This window comes from Rhizobium sp. BK602 (assembly GCF_014195095.1).
In the GTDB taxonomy this organism is placed as follows: Bacteria; Pseudomonadota; Alphaproteobacteria; order Rhizobiales; family Rhizobiaceae; genus Rhizobium.
Genome location: NZ_JACIBC010000003.1, coordinates 344,737 through 358,958 on the forward strand (window position 1 = coordinate 344,737; position 14,222 = coordinate 358,958).

The 14,222-nt window shown below is 62.0% G+C and carries 16 protein-coding genes; 6 read left to right on the plus strand and 10 right to left on the minus strand.

Annotated features, from left to right (window positions below; all coding sequences use genetic code 11):
- Positions 1-99: 99 nt before the first annotated feature.
- Genes minE through minC form a run of 3 tightly spaced genes read right to left on the minus strand, consistent with a single transcriptional unit; the run spans position 100 to position 1,929 of the window.
- Positions 100-360 carry a cell division topological specificity factor MinE gene (gene minE / locus FHX11_RS11985; protein ID WP_184357847.1) on the minus strand — a complete coding sequence of 87 codons (261 nt, stop codon included), beginning with the start codon at positions 358-360 and terminating at the stop codon, positions 100-102.
- Positions 357-1,172 (minus strand): septum site-determining protein MinD, encoded by an 816-nt coding sequence (gene minD / locus FHX11_RS11990; RefSeq protein WP_184357848.1) that lies wholly within the window; start codon positions 1,170-1,172, stop codon positions 357-359. The genes minE and minD overlap by 4 nt, the downstream gene beginning before the upstream one ends.
- A gap of 31 nt (positions 1,173-1,203) precedes the next feature.
- On the minus strand, positions 1,204-1,929 hold the full coding sequence (gene minC, locus FHX11_RS11995) for a septum site-determining protein MinC (RefSeq protein WP_184357849.1): 726 nt from the start codon (positions 1,927-1,929) through the stop codon (positions 1,204-1,206).
- A gap of 251 nt (positions 1,930-2,180) precedes the next feature.
- On the opposite strand from minC, the gene FHX11_RS12000 reads away from it, so the two are divergent.
- Both FHX11_RS12000 and FHX11_RS12005 read left to right on the plus strand, forming a co-directional pair.
- Positions 2,181-2,990: a mechanosensitive ion channel domain-containing protein gene (locus FHX11_RS12000; RefSeq protein ID WP_184357850.1), complete on the plus strand. Its 810-nt coding sequence runs from the start codon at positions 2,181-2,183 to the stop codon at positions 2,988-2,990.
- Positions 2,991-3,094: 104 nt separating this feature from the next.
- Positions 3,095-3,895 carry an arginine deiminase family protein gene (locus FHX11_RS12005; RefSeq protein WP_184357851.1) on the plus strand — a complete coding sequence of 267 codons (801 nt, stop codon included), beginning with the start codon at positions 3,095-3,097 and terminating at the stop codon, positions 3,893-3,895.
- A gap of 22 nt (positions 3,896-3,917) precedes the next feature.
- On the opposite strand, the gene FHX11_RS12010 is transcribed toward FHX11_RS12005, so the two are convergent.
- Both FHX11_RS12010 and FHX11_RS12015 read right to left on the minus strand, forming a co-directional pair.
- A complete protein-coding gene (locus FHX11_RS12010; RefSeq protein ID WP_184357852.1) occupies positions 3,918-4,865 on the minus strand; it encodes an asparaginase in 948 nt (315 codons plus the stop codon).
- Positions 4,862-6,337, minus strand: a complete 1,476-nt coding sequence (locus FHX11_RS12015) for an amino acid permease (protein WP_184357853.1) — start codon at positions 6,335-6,337, stop codon at positions 4,862-4,864. The genes FHX11_RS12010 and FHX11_RS12015 overlap by 4 nt, the downstream gene beginning before the upstream one ends.
- A gap of 297 nt (positions 6,338-6,634) precedes the next feature.
- Between FHX11_RS12015 and FHX11_RS12020 the strand changes: the two genes are divergently transcribed.
- Positions 6,635-8,056, plus strand: a complete 1,422-nt coding sequence (locus FHX11_RS12020) for an aspartate ammonia-lyase (RefSeq protein ID WP_184357854.1) — start codon at positions 6,635-6,637, stop codon at positions 8,054-8,056.
- Here the strand turns inward: FHX11_RS12020 and FHX11_RS12025 are convergent.
- The 4 genes from FHX11_RS12025 to FHX11_RS12040 all read right to left on the minus strand — a co-directional run bounded on the left by FHX11_RS12025 (position 8,025) and on the right by FHX11_RS12040 (position 10,568).
- Entirely contained in the window at positions 8,025-8,741 is a 717-nt protein-coding gene (locus FHX11_RS12025) for a FadR/GntR family transcriptional regulator (RefSeq protein WP_184357855.1), read from the minus strand. The genes FHX11_RS12020 and FHX11_RS12025 overlap by 32 nt on opposite strands.
- Before the next feature lie 159 nt (positions 8,742-8,900).
- Positions 8,901-9,305: a type II toxin-antitoxin system VapC family toxin gene (locus FHX11_RS12030; RefSeq protein WP_184357856.1), complete on the minus strand. Its 405-nt coding sequence runs from the start codon at positions 9,303-9,305 to the stop codon at positions 8,901-8,903.
- Positions 9,302-9,568, minus strand: coding sequence for an antitoxin (locus FHX11_RS12035; protein WP_184357857.1), 267 nt, complete (start codon positions 9,566-9,568; stop codon positions 9,302-9,304). Before FHX11_RS12035 ends, FHX11_RS12030 begins: the two co-directional genes overlap by 4 nt.
- Before the next feature lie 142 nt (positions 9,569-9,710).
- A complete protein-coding gene (locus tag FHX11_RS12040) occupies positions 9,711-10,568 on the minus strand; it encodes a DUF1989 domain-containing protein (protein WP_184357858.1) in 858 nt (285 codons plus the stop codon).
- Positions 10,569-10,715: 147 nt separating this feature from the next.
- Here FHX11_RS12040 and FHX11_RS12045 point away from each other — a divergent pair, with 147 nt between their 5' ends.
- Positions 10,716-11,594, plus strand: a complete 879-nt coding sequence (locus tag FHX11_RS12045; protein WP_184357859.1) for a LysR family transcriptional regulator — start codon at positions 10,716-10,718, stop codon at positions 11,592-11,594.
- An 11-nt stretch (positions 11,595-11,605) separates the two neighbouring features.
- On the opposite strand, the gene FHX11_RS12050 is transcribed toward FHX11_RS12045, so the two are convergent.
- Positions 11,606-12,538, minus strand: a complete 933-nt coding sequence (locus tag FHX11_RS12050) for a LysR family transcriptional regulator (protein ID WP_184357860.1) — start codon at positions 12,536-12,538, stop codon at positions 11,606-11,608.
- A 120-nt stretch (positions 12,539-12,658) separates the two neighbouring features.
- Between FHX11_RS12050 and FHX11_RS12055 the strand changes: the two genes are divergently transcribed.
- Positions 12,659-13,552, plus strand: coding sequence for an MBL fold metallo-hydrolase (locus FHX11_RS12055; protein WP_184357861.1), 894 nt, complete (start codon positions 12,659-12,661; stop codon positions 13,550-13,552).
- 45 nt (positions 13,553-13,597) lie between these two features.
- Complete coding sequence (locus FHX11_RS12060; protein ID WP_184357862.1) at positions 13,598-14,209, plus strand: NAD(P)-dependent oxidoreductase; 612 nt, start codon at positions 13,598-13,600, stop codon at positions 14,207-14,209.
- Positions 14,210-14,222: the final 13 nt, after the last annotated feature.

Below are 14,222 nucleotides of genomic sequence, written 5' to 3' on the forward strand. Positions count from 1 at the left end.
TGTCATCGCACAAAAATCCTCCGGCCTGTGGCCGGAGGATCGAACAGTCTAGCGTGGAGACACGCGGCAAGCATGCGCCGGGCGCCATCGGGCCTTGCGTCAAGCAGCCCGCATGGTTGCGCTCAACGGAATCTCGACGTCGATTTCGAGCGTCGAAACATGCTCGTTGCAATCCATCTTCACTTGCACCTTGTCCCGATCGAGCTGTACGTGCTTTTCGATCACCGCAAGGATTTCTTCGCGGAGCACGAAGACCAGATCCGATCCCACGGAGGAGCGCTCATGCGCCAGAAGCAGTTGCAACCGTTCGCGCGCTGCCGGCGCGGTCTTTTGCCTTCCAAAGAGACGAAAAATGTTCATGCGGCCCTCCGTCCGAAGATCTTGCCGAAGATGTTCCGCTTTTCACCCGGGATGGTGATCGGCAGAACCTCGCCGGACAGCCGGCGAGCAGCATCGAAATAAGCCATGGCAGGCGCGCTGCGGCTGTCGGCCAAAGTGACCGGAGCACCGATATTGGACGCGCGCAGGACATCAGAGCTTTCCGGAATGATGCCGAGAAGCGGAATGGACAGGATTTCCAGAACGTCATCGACCTTCAGCATATCGCCACGTTCGGCGCGATTGGCGTCGTAGCGGGTGAGCAGCAGATGCTTTTCCATGCGCTCGCCGCGCTCGGCCTTGAGCGTCTTGGAATCGAGCAACCCGATGATGCGATCCGAATCGCGCACCGAAGAGACTTCCGGGTTGGTGACGACCACCGCCGTATCCGCATGGCGCATGGCGAGTGTGGCGCCGCGCTCGATCCCGGCGGGGCTGTCGCAGATGATCCAGTCGAAATGCTGCTTCAACTCGTTGATGACGCGCTCGACGCCTTCGGGCGTCAGATTGTCCTTGTCGCGGGTCTGCGATGCCGGCAGCAGAAACAACGTCTCGAGCCGCTTGTCGCGGATCAGCGCCTGCGGCAGCTTGGCATCGCCCTGAATGACGTTGACGAGATCATAGACGACCCTGCGCTCAGCGCCCATCACCAGATCGAGATTGCGCAGCCCGACGTCGAAATCGACGACGACCACCTTCTCGTTCCTTTGCGCCAGGGCCGCTCCGAGCGCGGCGGTCGAGGTCGTCTTGCCAACCCCGCCCTTGCCTGACGTGACTACGATGACTTTCCCCATCTTGCTCTCCTGTTTCCCGGCCGATTCCGGCTCAGATAAGTTTCTCTGCTTTGATGGCATCGCCTTCCAGCCAGAGCTGGACCGACTGCCCGCGAAGGTTGGCGGGCATGTCTTCCGCCATCTTGTAGATACCGTCGATGGCAACAAGCTCGGCCTCGAGCTTGCGGCAGAAGATGCGCGCGGATGCCTTGCCCAGCGATCCCGCCATGGCCCGGCCACGCAGGGTTCCGTAGATATGAACCGAGCCGCCCGCGATGATTTCAGCGCCGGAGGCAACCGATCCGATGACGGTGACGTCGCCCTCCGGGAAAATGACCGACTGTCCCGAACGCACCGGCTCCCGGATGATGATGGATTGCGCCGCCGGACGCGCTTCGGCTACCACGGGCGCGCTTTGCTGCGGCTCCATCACTGGCTCGCGGTCCGGAATCTCGAAATCGGAGACAGGCTTTCCACCTTTCAGAGCCGGTGGCATGCCCTGTCCCAGGATCGACGGGCGTGCGCCCTCTATCCCCATGATGCTGACGTTGCGCTGACCGAGCTCCGCGATAAGCTCCTTCAGCTGCGAACGGTCGATCGGCAGGTCCGTGACGTCGAGAACGACCGGCCGCCCGAGAAAGAACCCGGCCGAGCGCGCCGCAAGATCATCCAGTCTTATCAACCAGTTATCAAGCGGAAGATCCGGAGAGAGCATGACCGCCAGAAAGGAACGGCCCTTGATGCGAATGGAGCGAGCGTCTGTTAGCACTTTGGTCATCTGTGTAAATAATTCGTTGATGTTTGTGTATCGTTGCGATGGTTAACAAATGGTTAATTTTGCCCCGCAAACAGTAAATTGCCGCGTCCCGACAGTTATGGAATCCCGGCTTTGACCGAGGCTGACCTTGGTGATTTCGCGCCGTTTTTCGTCGCCTCTGGCATCGAGAAAATACACCGGGTAGGAACCAGTCCGGCTCGGGCGTATTGTCTCGTCGCAATTGCCAAATAGTCCGAAAGGGTATGTACGGAATGGAAACTCAAGCCACCAACGCGATCGTCGCCACGCAAACCGCGCTCAATCAGGCGAGTGCCCTGGTCGTTCACTATGGTTTCTCGACGCTGGGCGCGATCGTGCTGCTCATTTGCGGATGGGTTCTCGCGAGCCTCGTAAGCGGATGGGCGTACAAGGGCATATCGAAAGTGCACGGCATAGACGAAACGCTGGCCCGATTCTTTGAAAAGGCGCTTCACTACGGGCTGCTGATTCTCGTTTTCATAACCGTGCTCGGCCAATTCGGCGTCCAGACCACGTCGATCGTCGCAACATTGGGTGCGGCCGGCCTGGCCATCGGACTTGCGCTGCAGGGCACGCTGCAGAATATCGCCGCGGGAATCATGCTTCTCGTGCTGCGTCCTTTCCGGGTCGGCGAGTATATCGAGACCCCGACCGTTACGGGCAGAATCGTCGAGGTCGGATTGTTCGCGACCGAATTGCGCACCGCCGATGGCCTCTATCTGCTCGCACCGAACTCGACCCTGTGGAACACGCCGATCGTCAACCATACCCGCCAACCGGTTCGCCGGCAGCAGCTCTCCGTTCCCGTCGGCGACGACGTCGACCTGCACTCGGTCACCCGCACCCTTCTCGATGTGGTCACAGCCGATCAACGCGTAAAGAACAGTCCCGCCGCGCGCGTCTATTCCGACGAATTGACGCCGGAGAAGACCACCTTGACGGTCGAATATTGGGTCAAGCCCGGCGACTGGGCGGAGACCCGCCATGCCTTGGTCGAACGATTGAGAACCGCCCTCGCCGACAAGGGCATCGCGATCAAATAGGCGCGGCGGCTTGCAACTATCCCGGCGGGCAAAATCCGCTTAGATGCATGGTGCCGGTTGAGTCGGGAGAGGCCAACCGGAATGGAAGGAAAGGTATTCGGAAAATGTCGCAAGCCAGATCAGTCTATGACTTCAACTCCGCCATCGTCCGCCAGCCATCGCGCTCCGTCGTCGACGGCCTGCGCGCCGGAGAGCGTGGCAGCCCGACCTATGCGGGCGTGCAGGCCGAACACGAGGCCTATGTCGCCGCGCTGCGCGATGCCGGAGTTCAGGTCACGGTCCTGCCGGCACTCGAATCCTTTCCCGACTCGATCTTCGTCGAGGACCCGGCGCTCGTCTTCACCGAGGGCGCCATCCTCCTGCGCCCCGGCGCGGCAAGCCGCTCCGGCGAAGCGGCCGAAATCGCCCCCACCTTGCGCGGCATGTTCGAAACCGTCCTTGATTTGCCGGCCGGATTTGCGGATGGCGGCGATATTCTCGTGACGCCGGACAGCGTCATGATCGGCCTCTCGGCGCGAACCGACCGCGCCGGTGCCGAAGCGCTGGCCTCTTGCCTCGACAGGCTCGGCCGCAAGGCGCAACTGGTGGCCACGCCGGAAGGCGTGCTCCACTTCAAGACCGCCAGCTCGTTGCTCGATGACGAGACCATGCTCTCGACTGCCCGTCTCGCCCGGTCGGGCGTGTTCAAGGATTTCAGGGAGATCATCGTCCCCGAGGGCGAGGAGCCGGCGGCGAACGCGCTGCGCATCAACGAGATCCTCATGGTGCCGTCCGAATATCCGCGCACCATCGAGCTTCTCGACAAGCACGGCTACAAGATCGTGCCGGTCACGACCACGCAGATCGAGATGATCGACGCCGGTCTCTCCTGCATGTCGTTGCGCTGGTATCGTAACGGCAAATAACGCTGTGGCGGCGCGCCGGGCGTCAGAAACGATCGTTGAAGGCCCGGCGGATATCCTGAACCGGGCTTTCGGCGGCAATCAGCGCCGCAAGCAGGATACGCGCCTGGCTCGGCCGGAGCGTCTGCGAGTGAATGGCGCCGGCCGCGGCAAGATCGTGGCCGCCGCCACCGCCGCCATAGCTCGCGACAAGAAGCCCGTCGGGAACCCTGCTGGAAACGATGACGGGAACGCCGCCGTCCGTGCAGCGCTTTACCGCCGCGACGAGCTCGCGATTGGCATTGCCGGAACCGAGAGCGGCAAGCACGATCCCGTCCGCCTTCGCCTCAAGACTGGCGCGGATATGAATGGCGTCGCAGCCAGGATAGATGGCGACGATATCGACGCGCACATCCGAGACCGGCTTCGACAATCCGGGACTTTCCGTCACCGCGACCGGCCGCGCCGAGCGGAACGCGTCGGCTTCGTCGGCGCTGCGCTTGTAGACGCCCCATGCGGGCAGCAGCCGGCCACCGAAACAGACGAGAACACCTCGACCGGCATTGCTTCCGTCGATGGCGGCTTCGATCGCCAAGGCGAGGTTGGCCGGGCCGTCAGCATGCGGATGATCCGCGGTGAATTGCGCGCCGGTAAAGATCACCGGCTTGCTGGCCGCGTGCTGCAGCTGCACCAGCAATGCGGTCTCCTCCATCGCATCGGTGCCGTGCAGGACGACGACGCCGGCAATGGTGGGATCGGCGAGTTGCCGTCCCACCGCATCGCTGATGTGCTGCATATTGGCCAGCGTAAGGCTGGCGGAATCTTTCGCCATCAGATCAATGGGTTGAAGCCGGGCATTGATATCCGGAAGGAGCGAGAGCAGATCTTCTCCCGTCAGACTTGGCGTACTTGCGCCATCGGCACCGCGCTTGCTCGCAATGGTGCCACCGGTGGCGATAATTGCCACCGATGGGATGATTTTCTCCAAGCTCAAGGCTGCGCTCCCGCAGCGGCGGCTTCCGCACCGAGGGCGCGCTCGGCGGCGAGACGGTTGATGCGATCGCGCAGCAGATACCAGCCGATGACCAGTGCCGGAACGATGACGATCAGCGATGCGATCGTCCAGGAGCCGACGGGATAGTCGAATGCCATGAGCACCAGCACGCCGAAGAGGAAGATGAGCGTGAGAATGCCGGTATAGGGCGCGCCGAACATGCGGAACTCCGGCCGGCTTATTTCGCCGCGGCGCGACAGATGCCACAGCTTGAGCTGGCAAAGCACGATGACGCCCCATGCGCAGATAATGCCGAGAGCAGACAGGCTGAGCGCAATCTCGAAGGCCTCAGCGGGCACGACCGCATTCAGCGCCACGCCGAGAACCGTCACGGCGGCGGTCACCGCGATGCCGCCATAGGGTACGCCTGCCTTGTTCATCTTCGCGAGTGCCGCGGGGGCCGAGCCCGACACAGCCATCGAGTGAAGAATACGGCCGGTCGAATAGAGACCAGCATTCAGCGAGGAGAGCACGGCGGTCAGGACCACCAGGTTCATGATGATGTCGGCACCTTCGACGCCAATGGAGCCGAAGAAGGTCACGAAGGGGCTCTCACCGGCCTTATAGGCCGAGTAAGGCAGGAGGAGCGAAAGCAGCAGCACCGAGCCGACGTAGAAAATGAGGAGACGAGCGACAACGGTGCGGATGGCGCCGGGGATGACCTTGCGCGGATCGGCGGTTTCACCCGCCGTGGTGCCGATCAGCTCGACCGAGGCATAGGCGAACACGACGCCCTGAATGATGACGAAAGCCGGCAGGATACCGTTGGGGAAGAAGCCGCCATTGTCGGTGATGATGCTCAAACCGACGGTATGCCCCTCGAGAGGAGTGCCGAACACGACAAAGTAGATGCCAACGACCAGGAAGGTTACGAGCGCCAGAACCTTGATCAGGCTGAACCAGAATTCAAGCTCGCCGAACACCTTGACCGACAGCATGTTCATCACCAAGACGACCAGAAGCGCCGTCAACGCGAACACCCATTGGTCGATCCCGGCCAGCCAGGGGACGTAATGCTTGAAGAAATTCATGTAGAGGGCGACGGCCGTGACATCGGCGACCGAGGTCATCGCCCAGTTCAGCCAGTACATCCAGCCGGCGGCGAATGCCATCTTCTCTCCGTAGAACTCACGGGCGTAGGAGACGAAGGAGCCGGAGCTCGGACGGTGCATGATCAGTTCGCCGAGCGCGCGCAGAACCAGGAATGCGAAGAAGCCGCAGAGCGCATAGACGAAGACGAGCGCGGGGCCGGCCTGAGCAAGCCGCCCACCCGCGCCGAGGAACAGGCCGGTGCCGATCGCGCCGCCGATGGCGATCATCTGGATCTGCCGCGGCTTGAGGGCCTTGTGGTATCCAAGGTCCTCTTCGATGAAGACCTCGCGTTCGGCTTCGGCGATATTGTCAGATTTCATGGATGTTACTCCTCCCTATGAAATTCGCTATTCGGTCGGCGGCTTCCTAGGCATCGCGACATCGCGCCAGGGAATAGCCGACCGCTGAAGAATGGCAGCGGGTGCGTCGCATGCCAAGCGATCGCTGTAAAGCTGCATGACAGATTTCGCACTCTCATAATCGTTCGGAAAGTCGGACGTCAAGAGGCATCCGCCCGCATTGACCAAGGCGTGGGGATTGACTAGGGTCGAGATTATCTGTCAGACAGCTTGACAGATATTAGCGTCGTCTCGAACCATCAGGAGGATAATGTGGTCATGACTCGCAGGGAGCGCGATCTGCTGGGCACGAAGGAAATTCCAGCGGATGTCTATTGGGGAGTGCATACCGCAAGGGCGGTCGAGAACTTCCAGGTCACCGGAAACACCATCGGGCGCTATCCTCATCTCATCCGGGGTCTGGCCTTTGTGAAAGAGGCGGCGGCGATCGCAAACCACGAACTCGGCCTGCTCGATCAGGAACGGCTGGACGCCATCGTCCGGGCTTGCCGCGAGATCCGCGCCGGCGCACTTCACGACCAGTTCGTCGTGGACGTCATTCAGGGAGGCGCCGGCACCTCGACCAACATGAATGCCAACGAGGTGATCGCCAATCGCGCCCTCGAATTGCTCGGCCATACCAAGGGCAACTATGCCCGTCTTCATCCGAACGACCACGTCAATCTCAGCCAGTCGACCAACGATGCCTATCCGACGGCGATCAATGTCGCCTTGATCGAGGCGATCGACGATCTCTCTGCATCCATGGGGATTTTGAAGACCGCTTTCGAAAGGAAAGCCAAGGAGTTCGATGGCTTCGTTAAAGTCGGGCGGACACAGCTGCAGGATGCCGTTCCGATGACACTCGGCCAGGAATTCCGGACTTTTGCGGTGATGCTCGGCGAAGACCAGTCACGGCTGATCGAATCCGCCGCGCTGCTGCACGAAATCAATCTCGGCGCCACGGCGATCGGCACCGGACTGAACGCGCCGGCCGGCTATGCGGCTTTGGCATGCGCGCACTTGTCGCGGTTGACCGGGCGTCCGCTCGTCACGGCAAGCGACCTCATCGAGGCCACGCAGGACCCCGGCGCATTCGTGCATCTGTCGGGCGTGCTGAAGCGCGTCGCCGTCAAGCTGTCGAAGACATGCAACGATCTGCGCCTGCTGTCCTCCGGTCCGCGGGCCGGTATCGGCGAGATCACGCTGCCGGCCGTCCAGGCGGGATCGAGCATCATGCCGGGCAAGGTCAATCCGGTCATTCCGGAAATGGTCAACCAGGTCGCCTATGCGGTCATCGGCAACGACATCACCATCACCATGGCGGCCGAGGCCGGCCAGCTCCAGCTCAACGCTTTCGAGCCGATCATCGTGCTGGCGCTCTCCCAGAGCATCAGCCAGCTCAGCAATGCCTGCCGTATCCTCGCCGAACGCTGCGTCGACGGCATCCAGGCCAATCCGGCCGTCATGGCGCGCCGCGTTGAGGAATCGATCGGGCTCGCCACCGCGCTCAATCCGCTGATCGGCTATTACGCCGCGACCGAAGTCGCACAGGAAGCGCTCGCAAGCGGCCGCACCGTACCTCAGGTCGTCCTCGACCGTGGACACTTGACCGCGGCGCAGCTGCAGCAGGCGCTCAGCCCCGAGCATCTCGCCAACCTGCCGCCGCTTACGCCTGCTGAGGCCGATCTTCCCCGATGATCGTGGTGACGGCCTGCTTCACCTGGCCCAGGTGAGCCTCCATGGCCTCGCGCGCCTCCTGCCCCGAGCCCGCCTTGATCGCCTCGACGATCCGGCGGTGCTCGATGTTGGAGGCCGCGCGCCGGCCAGCCATCAAGTTGACCATCTCCGATTGCAGCGATATCGCCTCACGGGCATCGGAGACGATCTTGGCAAACAGCGCGTTCTCCGAGGATTCGGCGATCAGACAATGAAACTGCGAGTCGAGCTGTACCCACAGGTGCGGCTCTTCCTCGATCTCCATCTTGTCACAGAGCTCCAGCAAACCCGCCAGTTGGCGTTCCGTGCGGCGCAACGCCGCCCAGCTGGCGGCGGGAACCTCGATGAAGGGGCGGGCCTCGAAGAGATCGCGCGCGGAATATCCGCCGTAATTCAGCTCCGGACTGGTTTTCGCGGTCACGACATAGGTGCCGCTGCCGGTCCGCGTCTGCGTCAAACCAAGCGTCTGAAGGGAGCGCAGGGCCTCGCGGACGATCGGCCGGCTGACGCCGTATCTCTCGGCCAATTGCGCCTCGGACGGAAGGCGGATGCCGACGGCGAGCTGACCCGATATGATGGCCGACCGAATATCGTCGAACACCGCCTCGGCGGCATTCTTGCGGCTGATCGGCCTTGTTTCGGATAACCAATCAGCCACGTCGTTCATGCTCCATTTCTACAGATGCCACGGATCTGTCACACAGCTAAGCCGAATTTCCTTCGGCTTCAAGCATGGCGCGGTGCGGAACGTCATGATCCATCCGCGATAGTCTGATCCACTTATCGATGTACTGGTGACACCATAAATTGCACGATGCCGTGCCCGCTATCTCTCCAGCCAGTTTTCCACACGGAGACCGCGGATGCGATTAAACTCGCGCGTGTTGTCGGTAACAAGTGTCATGTCAAGCGCATGGGCATGCGCGGCGAGCAGCAGATCGTTGAGCCCGATGGTCTGCCCGGCTGCCTCCAATTCCGCGCGGATGCCGCCATATTCGGCATCAGCCGGAACATCCAGCGGCAGAACCGGGATCGTTTGCAGGACGCTTTCGACCCTTGCAGATAATTTTGCCGATCCCTTCTTTACGCAACCATAGCGCAGCTCGGCCGCGACGACGATGCTGGTGCAAATCTCTTTGGGTCCCACCTGTTCGATGCGGCGCGCAGCCAGCCCAAGCGGGTTGCGGATGATGTCGCTGATAATGTTTGTATCAAGCATGTACCCGCTCAAAAGATGTCCTCCGGCGCGGCAGGCATATCCTCGATATCCGGGAACAGGTCTTCCGGCCCAAGCGGCGCTTCCTTCCGCCATTCGGCCAGTAGCTCCACGATGTTGGTCGGCCCGGTTACGGGCTCGATGATGAGCTTTTCTCCTTCGCGACGGATCAATACACGATCCCCTGGTAACTCGAATTCGACAGGAATGCGTACCGCCTGACTGCGATTGTTGCGAAACAGCTTGGCTTCTCGGGCTTTTGACGACGGAACAGGCATGGCGGCAGCCCCCTTGTATATGCCATATTGTATATGGCTGCACGCACCATATCAAGCAATGGCTCGGACCATCGCGCGCAACTATATAACTATATATTGGCACAAAGCGTGAGTACGGCGGTCCGCTTACAAGCACATATCCCTATCGATGCGTTCGCGGATAGGGATTGCGTTCCGGCGGCGTCCAGCCGGCCAGGCTGTCGGGGGCGGCTTTCCAGACTTCGACTTTCAGCGGATAGCACGCGGCCGTATCGCTCGAATGGCTGGAGCCGCAATCGCCGCCGGGGCATGCGGACAGCGCACCCAGAAGATCGATCTCGGCGAAGAATTCGATGAAATCGCCGGGCCTGACCGGGCTTGCCTTCATGAAATACTGATGGGTGTCATGCGTAAAACCGGTGCACATGAAGACATTCAGCACGTCATGCACATGCGCTTCCGCCTCTTCCAGAGACAGGTTCCGGTCGGTGGCGAGCGCCCGAACAAGGTTCGAATGGCAGCAATGATGGTAGTCGTTCCCCTTCAGCAGACGGTTGGTATAGGGATCGCAGCGGGTGCCGATGACATCGTGGACACCGGCTCCGTCGGCATCCCAGCCGTACCAGCCGAGCGTGTCGTGGGTGATCGTCGCCATCGGCCTGAGATGGGGCAGGCTGCTCCACAACCGGTCGCCGACGCCGACATGCGTGCCATGCAGGGCGCGCGTCTTGCCGCTGAAGAAGCGCTCGGACAGATCCTCGGCGTTCCAGAGATTGAGGTCGCCGACCTGCGAGCCTTCCATGCTGACGATGCGGAAGAAATGCCCGGCGGGAACATGAAAGCTCCGCGCATCGCGCGGCGGAACGATGGTCTCGCTGACCTTCGTCAGGCTTTGCCTTGCCGCATCCAGGAGCTTGAGATCGGCCGGCGGAAGCGTTTCGACCGGATAGACCACGACCGGCGGCTGGCTGCGGCGCTGCTCGGCATCGGAAGGGACTGGAGGCACGGATGACATCTGCATTTCTTTCAGGCCCTTCTACCGGCTTGCTTCAGGTGGTTTGCGCCTTGGCGGAGCGCGTGAGTTCAGACGGCACACTAGCAAGGATGCACGAAGGGACAACGCAGTTTGTTCTTGCCCTTTGACTAAGTATTACTTAGTCATATCGATATGAGCACCCTCCCCCTCGCCTCATTGCGCGCCTTCGAAGCCGCCGCCCGCCACGAGAGCTTCGTCAAGGCGGCGGCCGAGCTCAATTTGACGGCGGCCGGCATTAGCCAGCATGTGCGCACGGTGGAGGGCTGGCTGAACGTTCCGCTGTTCGTGCGTCAGACACGCGGCGTCGCCTTGACGGCGGCGGGCCGTGAGTTCGGTGCCGCCGTGACATATGGGCTTGGCCATATCGAAATAGCCGCCCGGCAATTGCAGCTGGAATCCACCGGCCGCCCGGTCAGCGTTGCATGCATTGCCTCGGTGGCAACGCGATGGCTTATCCCGCGCCTGCCGCAATTCAAGGCGATCTATCCGAACATGCGCATCAATATCGTCTACGCGCTCGAGGCGAAGACGCCGGAAGCAGCCGATGCCGACCTGCTGATCCGCCATGGATCGCGCCCCGCCTCGAATGCCCACAAGCTCCTGAGCGCTGAAACCCGCCCCACCTGCTCGGCGGAATTCCACGCTCGCCACGGCGGGCTCGCAACGCCGTACGATCTCACACGCGCCGAGCTTCTTCACGATGAGACGACAGATGCCTGGACGCGCTGGTTTACGCTTGCCGGACGTCACGAGGCGCCGAGGGCAGGCCCGGTCTTCGGCGATTTCAGCCTGATGATCGGGTCGGTCATCGGTGGGCAAGGCATCGGACTTTGTCCCACGGCCCTGATCGCCGAAGAGCTGGCGCGGGGCTCGTTGGTGACGCTGTTCGACCTGCCCTCCGATACGGAGAAGGCCTATTGGCTTATCGAGGCCAGAAACCTGTCGCATGAGGCCGGCATATTCAGGGATTGGCTGACGGCGATCAGCCGGGAACCACAGCCGTCGCCATAGGCGATCGCCGTCTAGACCCACTCCGAAGCCATGGTCATTTTAGCCGCCCGATGGCGCTCCGCGGCCTTCAGCAGGTCGACGAAGGCGCGGACCTTGGCGGGACGAAACCGCGCCGGCGGGAAGACGGCATGGATGCCACCGGCAGGCAGGCTCCAGTCCGGCAAAATGCGAACCAGCCGGCCCGCCTCGATATCCCGCGCCACGACATAGTCAGGGAATACGGAAACCCCTACTCCCGCGAGAGCACAGACATAGGCCGCCGGCGTCTTGTCGGTCGTGACGGCGCTATTGACGTCGATGGTCACCGTCTGGCCCTCCTGTCCCGAAAATGTCCAACGCAGCGGATTTTTGAGTGCCGAATTGGCAATCCATGGCAAGCCGGCGGCATCTCCCGGCGACGAAACGGCAGCCATGGCGCGGATGAGGGCGGGAGCGGCAACCAGATATTGCTGAAAGGCCGCGAGACGGCGGGCCTGATTGCTGGAGTCCGTCAGCCAGCCGACGCGGATGGCCAGATCGACCTGACCGGCCGCCAGATCGATGACATCGTCGTCGAAGATGACGTTGACATGCATCTGCGGGAACCGCTGGCGATAGAGAGCAATCGCGGGCGCCACTACCGCCGCGCCATAGTCGAGCGGCGCCGTCAGCGTCAGCGTTCCCGATGGCTCGCTCGCCCTTTGCGACATCTCGCCATAGGCCGCTTCCGCCTCGCGCAGGATCACGACGCAGCGATCATAGAAGCGGCGGCCCTCGTCCGTCGCGTGCAGCCGGCGCGTGGTGCGCGTCAGCAAAGTCACGCCCAGCTCCTGCTCCAGCCTGGCGACCTGATGACTGACGACAGCCTTCGCGACATCCAGCCGCTCCGCCGCCGATGTGAAGGAGCCGCTCTCCACGACCGTGGTGAAGAAGATCAACCTGTTGAGATTGAGGAGATCGTTCATGATCGATTGTCTTTCTGGATCATACAGTCTGTACGATTGCTTGATATTTATCTCCCAATCAAGGCCTGCGATAGCAGGTCTCTATCTTCAGGCCACCGCCACCCGATTGGGAGACAAGACATGATCACACGCCGCGATACTCTCAAGCTTGCCGCTGCCGCCGGCATGGCAATCACCCCGCTCACCCTGGCGCACGCCGCAGGCGGCAAGCTCGAATGGACATTTTTCCAGGCGGACGAAACGGGCTTCCGCCGCACGCCCGTCCTCCTCACCGGCAAAAAGGAGGCCATCCTCCTCGACGGCGGCTTCACGCTGTCCGACGGACGCGCCGTGGCCGAGGCGATCAAAGCGACCGGCAAGCGCCTGACGACGATTTTCGTGAGCTGCAACGATCCGGACTATTATTTCAGCCTCCGGCCGATCGTGGAGGCCTTCCCGAAGGCGAAGGTCATCGCCAAGCCGGTCACCGTCGAGGCGATCAAGGCGAATGTCCAGAGCAAGCTCGAGGCCTGGGGGCCGCAGCTCAAGGACAATGGCCCGCAAAAACTCACTGATGTCGTCATTCCCACGCCCTCGAAGGCGACGTCCCTGGAACTCGAAGGCGCCCGCATCGAGATCGTCGAAGTGCCGGGCATGCATGATCGGCGCTATCTCTGGGTGCCGTCGCTCAAGGCCGTCTTCGGCGGCGTTCTCATCGATTCCGGCATTCACGTCTGGGTCGCCGACACGGCGACGCCGGAGCTGCGCGCCGCCTGGGTCAAGGCACTCGATGCCATTGCCGCCCGCAAGCCGAAGATCGTCGTTCCCGGCCATCAGGCGGAGGGAGCCGAACAGGGCATCGCCGCGATCACCTTCACGCGCGATTACCTCCTCGCCTTCGAGGAGGAGATGGGACGGACGAAGGACAGCGCCGAGCTGATTGCCGCGATGACCAAGCGCTATCCCGATCTCAAGGATGCCGGCACGCTGGCGCTCGGCGCCAAGGTCGCCAAGGGTGAAATGAAGTGGGGCTGACAAAGGCCTCTCACAGCATCACGACATCGAGAAGGAATGGATAATATGGCAAAGATCGCCCTTATCGGCGCCTCCGGCAATGCCGGCTCGCGAATATTGAAGGAACTTTCCGATCGCGGTCATAAGGTGACCGCGATCGCCCGCAATCCGGAGAAGATCGCGACCCTTCCGGGTGTCGTCGCCGTTCGAGGCGATGTTTTCGACAAGGACGGCCTGGCCGCGCTGCTGGCTGGACATGACGCCGTCATCAGCGCCGTGCACTTCACCGCCAGCGATCCGCAGCGTCTCATCGATGCGGTCAGACAATCCGGCGTGAAGCGCTATCTGGTCGTCGGCGGTGCCGGCAGTCTGGAAGTGGCGCCTGGCATCCGGCTCGTCACCACGCCCGAATTCCCCGCCATCTACAAGGCGGAGGCCTCCAAGGGCGCCGATTTCCTCGACCTCCTGAAGACGGTCGACGATCTCGACTGGACCTTCCTTTCGCCCTCCGCGCTCTTCGTCCCCGGCGAGCGCACCGGGAACTTCAGGCTCGGCAAGGATCAACTCCTCAGCAACGCCAATGGCAGCAGCATCTCCTTCGAGGACTATGCCATCGCCCTCGTCGACGAGATCGAAAAGCCGGCACATATCCGCCAGCGTTTCACCGTCGGATATTAAGCCTCTGCTTCGG

Bases quoted from the DNA above. Each gene is read 5' to 3' on its own strand.
- minE (WP_184357847.1), bottom strand. From the start codon at position 360: ATGAACATTTTTCGTCTCTTTGGAAGGCAAAAGACCGCGCCGGCAGCG.
- minD (WP_184357848.1), bottom strand. From the start codon at position 1,172: ATGGGGAAAGTCATCGTAGTCACGTCAGGCAAGGGCGGGGTTGGCAAG.
- minC (WP_184357849.1), bottom strand. From the start codon at position 1,929: ATGACCAAAGTGCTAACAGACGCTCGCTCCATTCGCATCAAGGGCCGT.
- FHX11_RS12000 (WP_184357850.1), top strand. From the start codon at position 2,181: ATGGAAACTCAAGCCACCAACGCGATCGTCGCCACGCAAACCGCGCTC.
- FHX11_RS12005 (WP_184357851.1), top strand. From the start codon at position 3,095: ATGTCGCAAGCCAGATCAGTCTATGACTTCAACTCCGCCATCGTCCGC.
- FHX11_RS12015 (WP_184357853.1), bottom strand. From the start codon at position 6,337: ATGAAATCTGACAATATCGCCGAAGCCGAACGCGAGGTCTTCATCGAA.
- FHX11_RS12020 (WP_184357854.1), top strand. From the start codon at position 6,635: ATGACTCGCAGGGAGCGCGATCTGCTGGGCACGAAGGAAATTCCAGCG.
- FHX11_RS12025 (WP_184357855.1), bottom strand. From the start codon at position 8,741: ATGAACGACGTGGCTGATTGGTTATCCGAAACAAGGCCGATCAGCCGC.
- FHX11_RS12035 (WP_184357857.1), bottom strand. From the start codon at position 9,568: ATGCCTGTTCCGTCGTCAAAAGCCCGAGAAGCCAAGCTGTTTCGCAAC.
- FHX11_RS12040 (WP_184357858.1), bottom strand. From the start codon at position 10,568: ATGCAGATGTCATCCGTGCCTCCAGTCCCTTCCGATGCCGAGCAGCGC.
- FHX11_RS12045 (WP_184357859.1), top strand. From the start codon at position 10,716: ATGAGCACCCTCCCCCTCGCCTCATTGCGCGCCTTCGAAGCCGCCGCC.
- FHX11_RS12050 (WP_184357860.1), bottom strand. From the start codon at position 12,538: ATGAACGATCTCCTCAATCTCAACAGGTTGATCTTCTTCACCACGGTC.
- FHX11_RS12055 (WP_184357861.1), top strand. From the start codon at position 12,659: ATGATCACACGCCGCGATACTCTCAAGCTTGCCGCTGCCGCCGGCATG.
- FHX11_RS12060 (WP_184357862.1), top strand. From the start codon at position 13,598: ATGGCAAAGATCGCCCTTATCGGCGCCTCCGGCAATGCCGGCTCGCGA.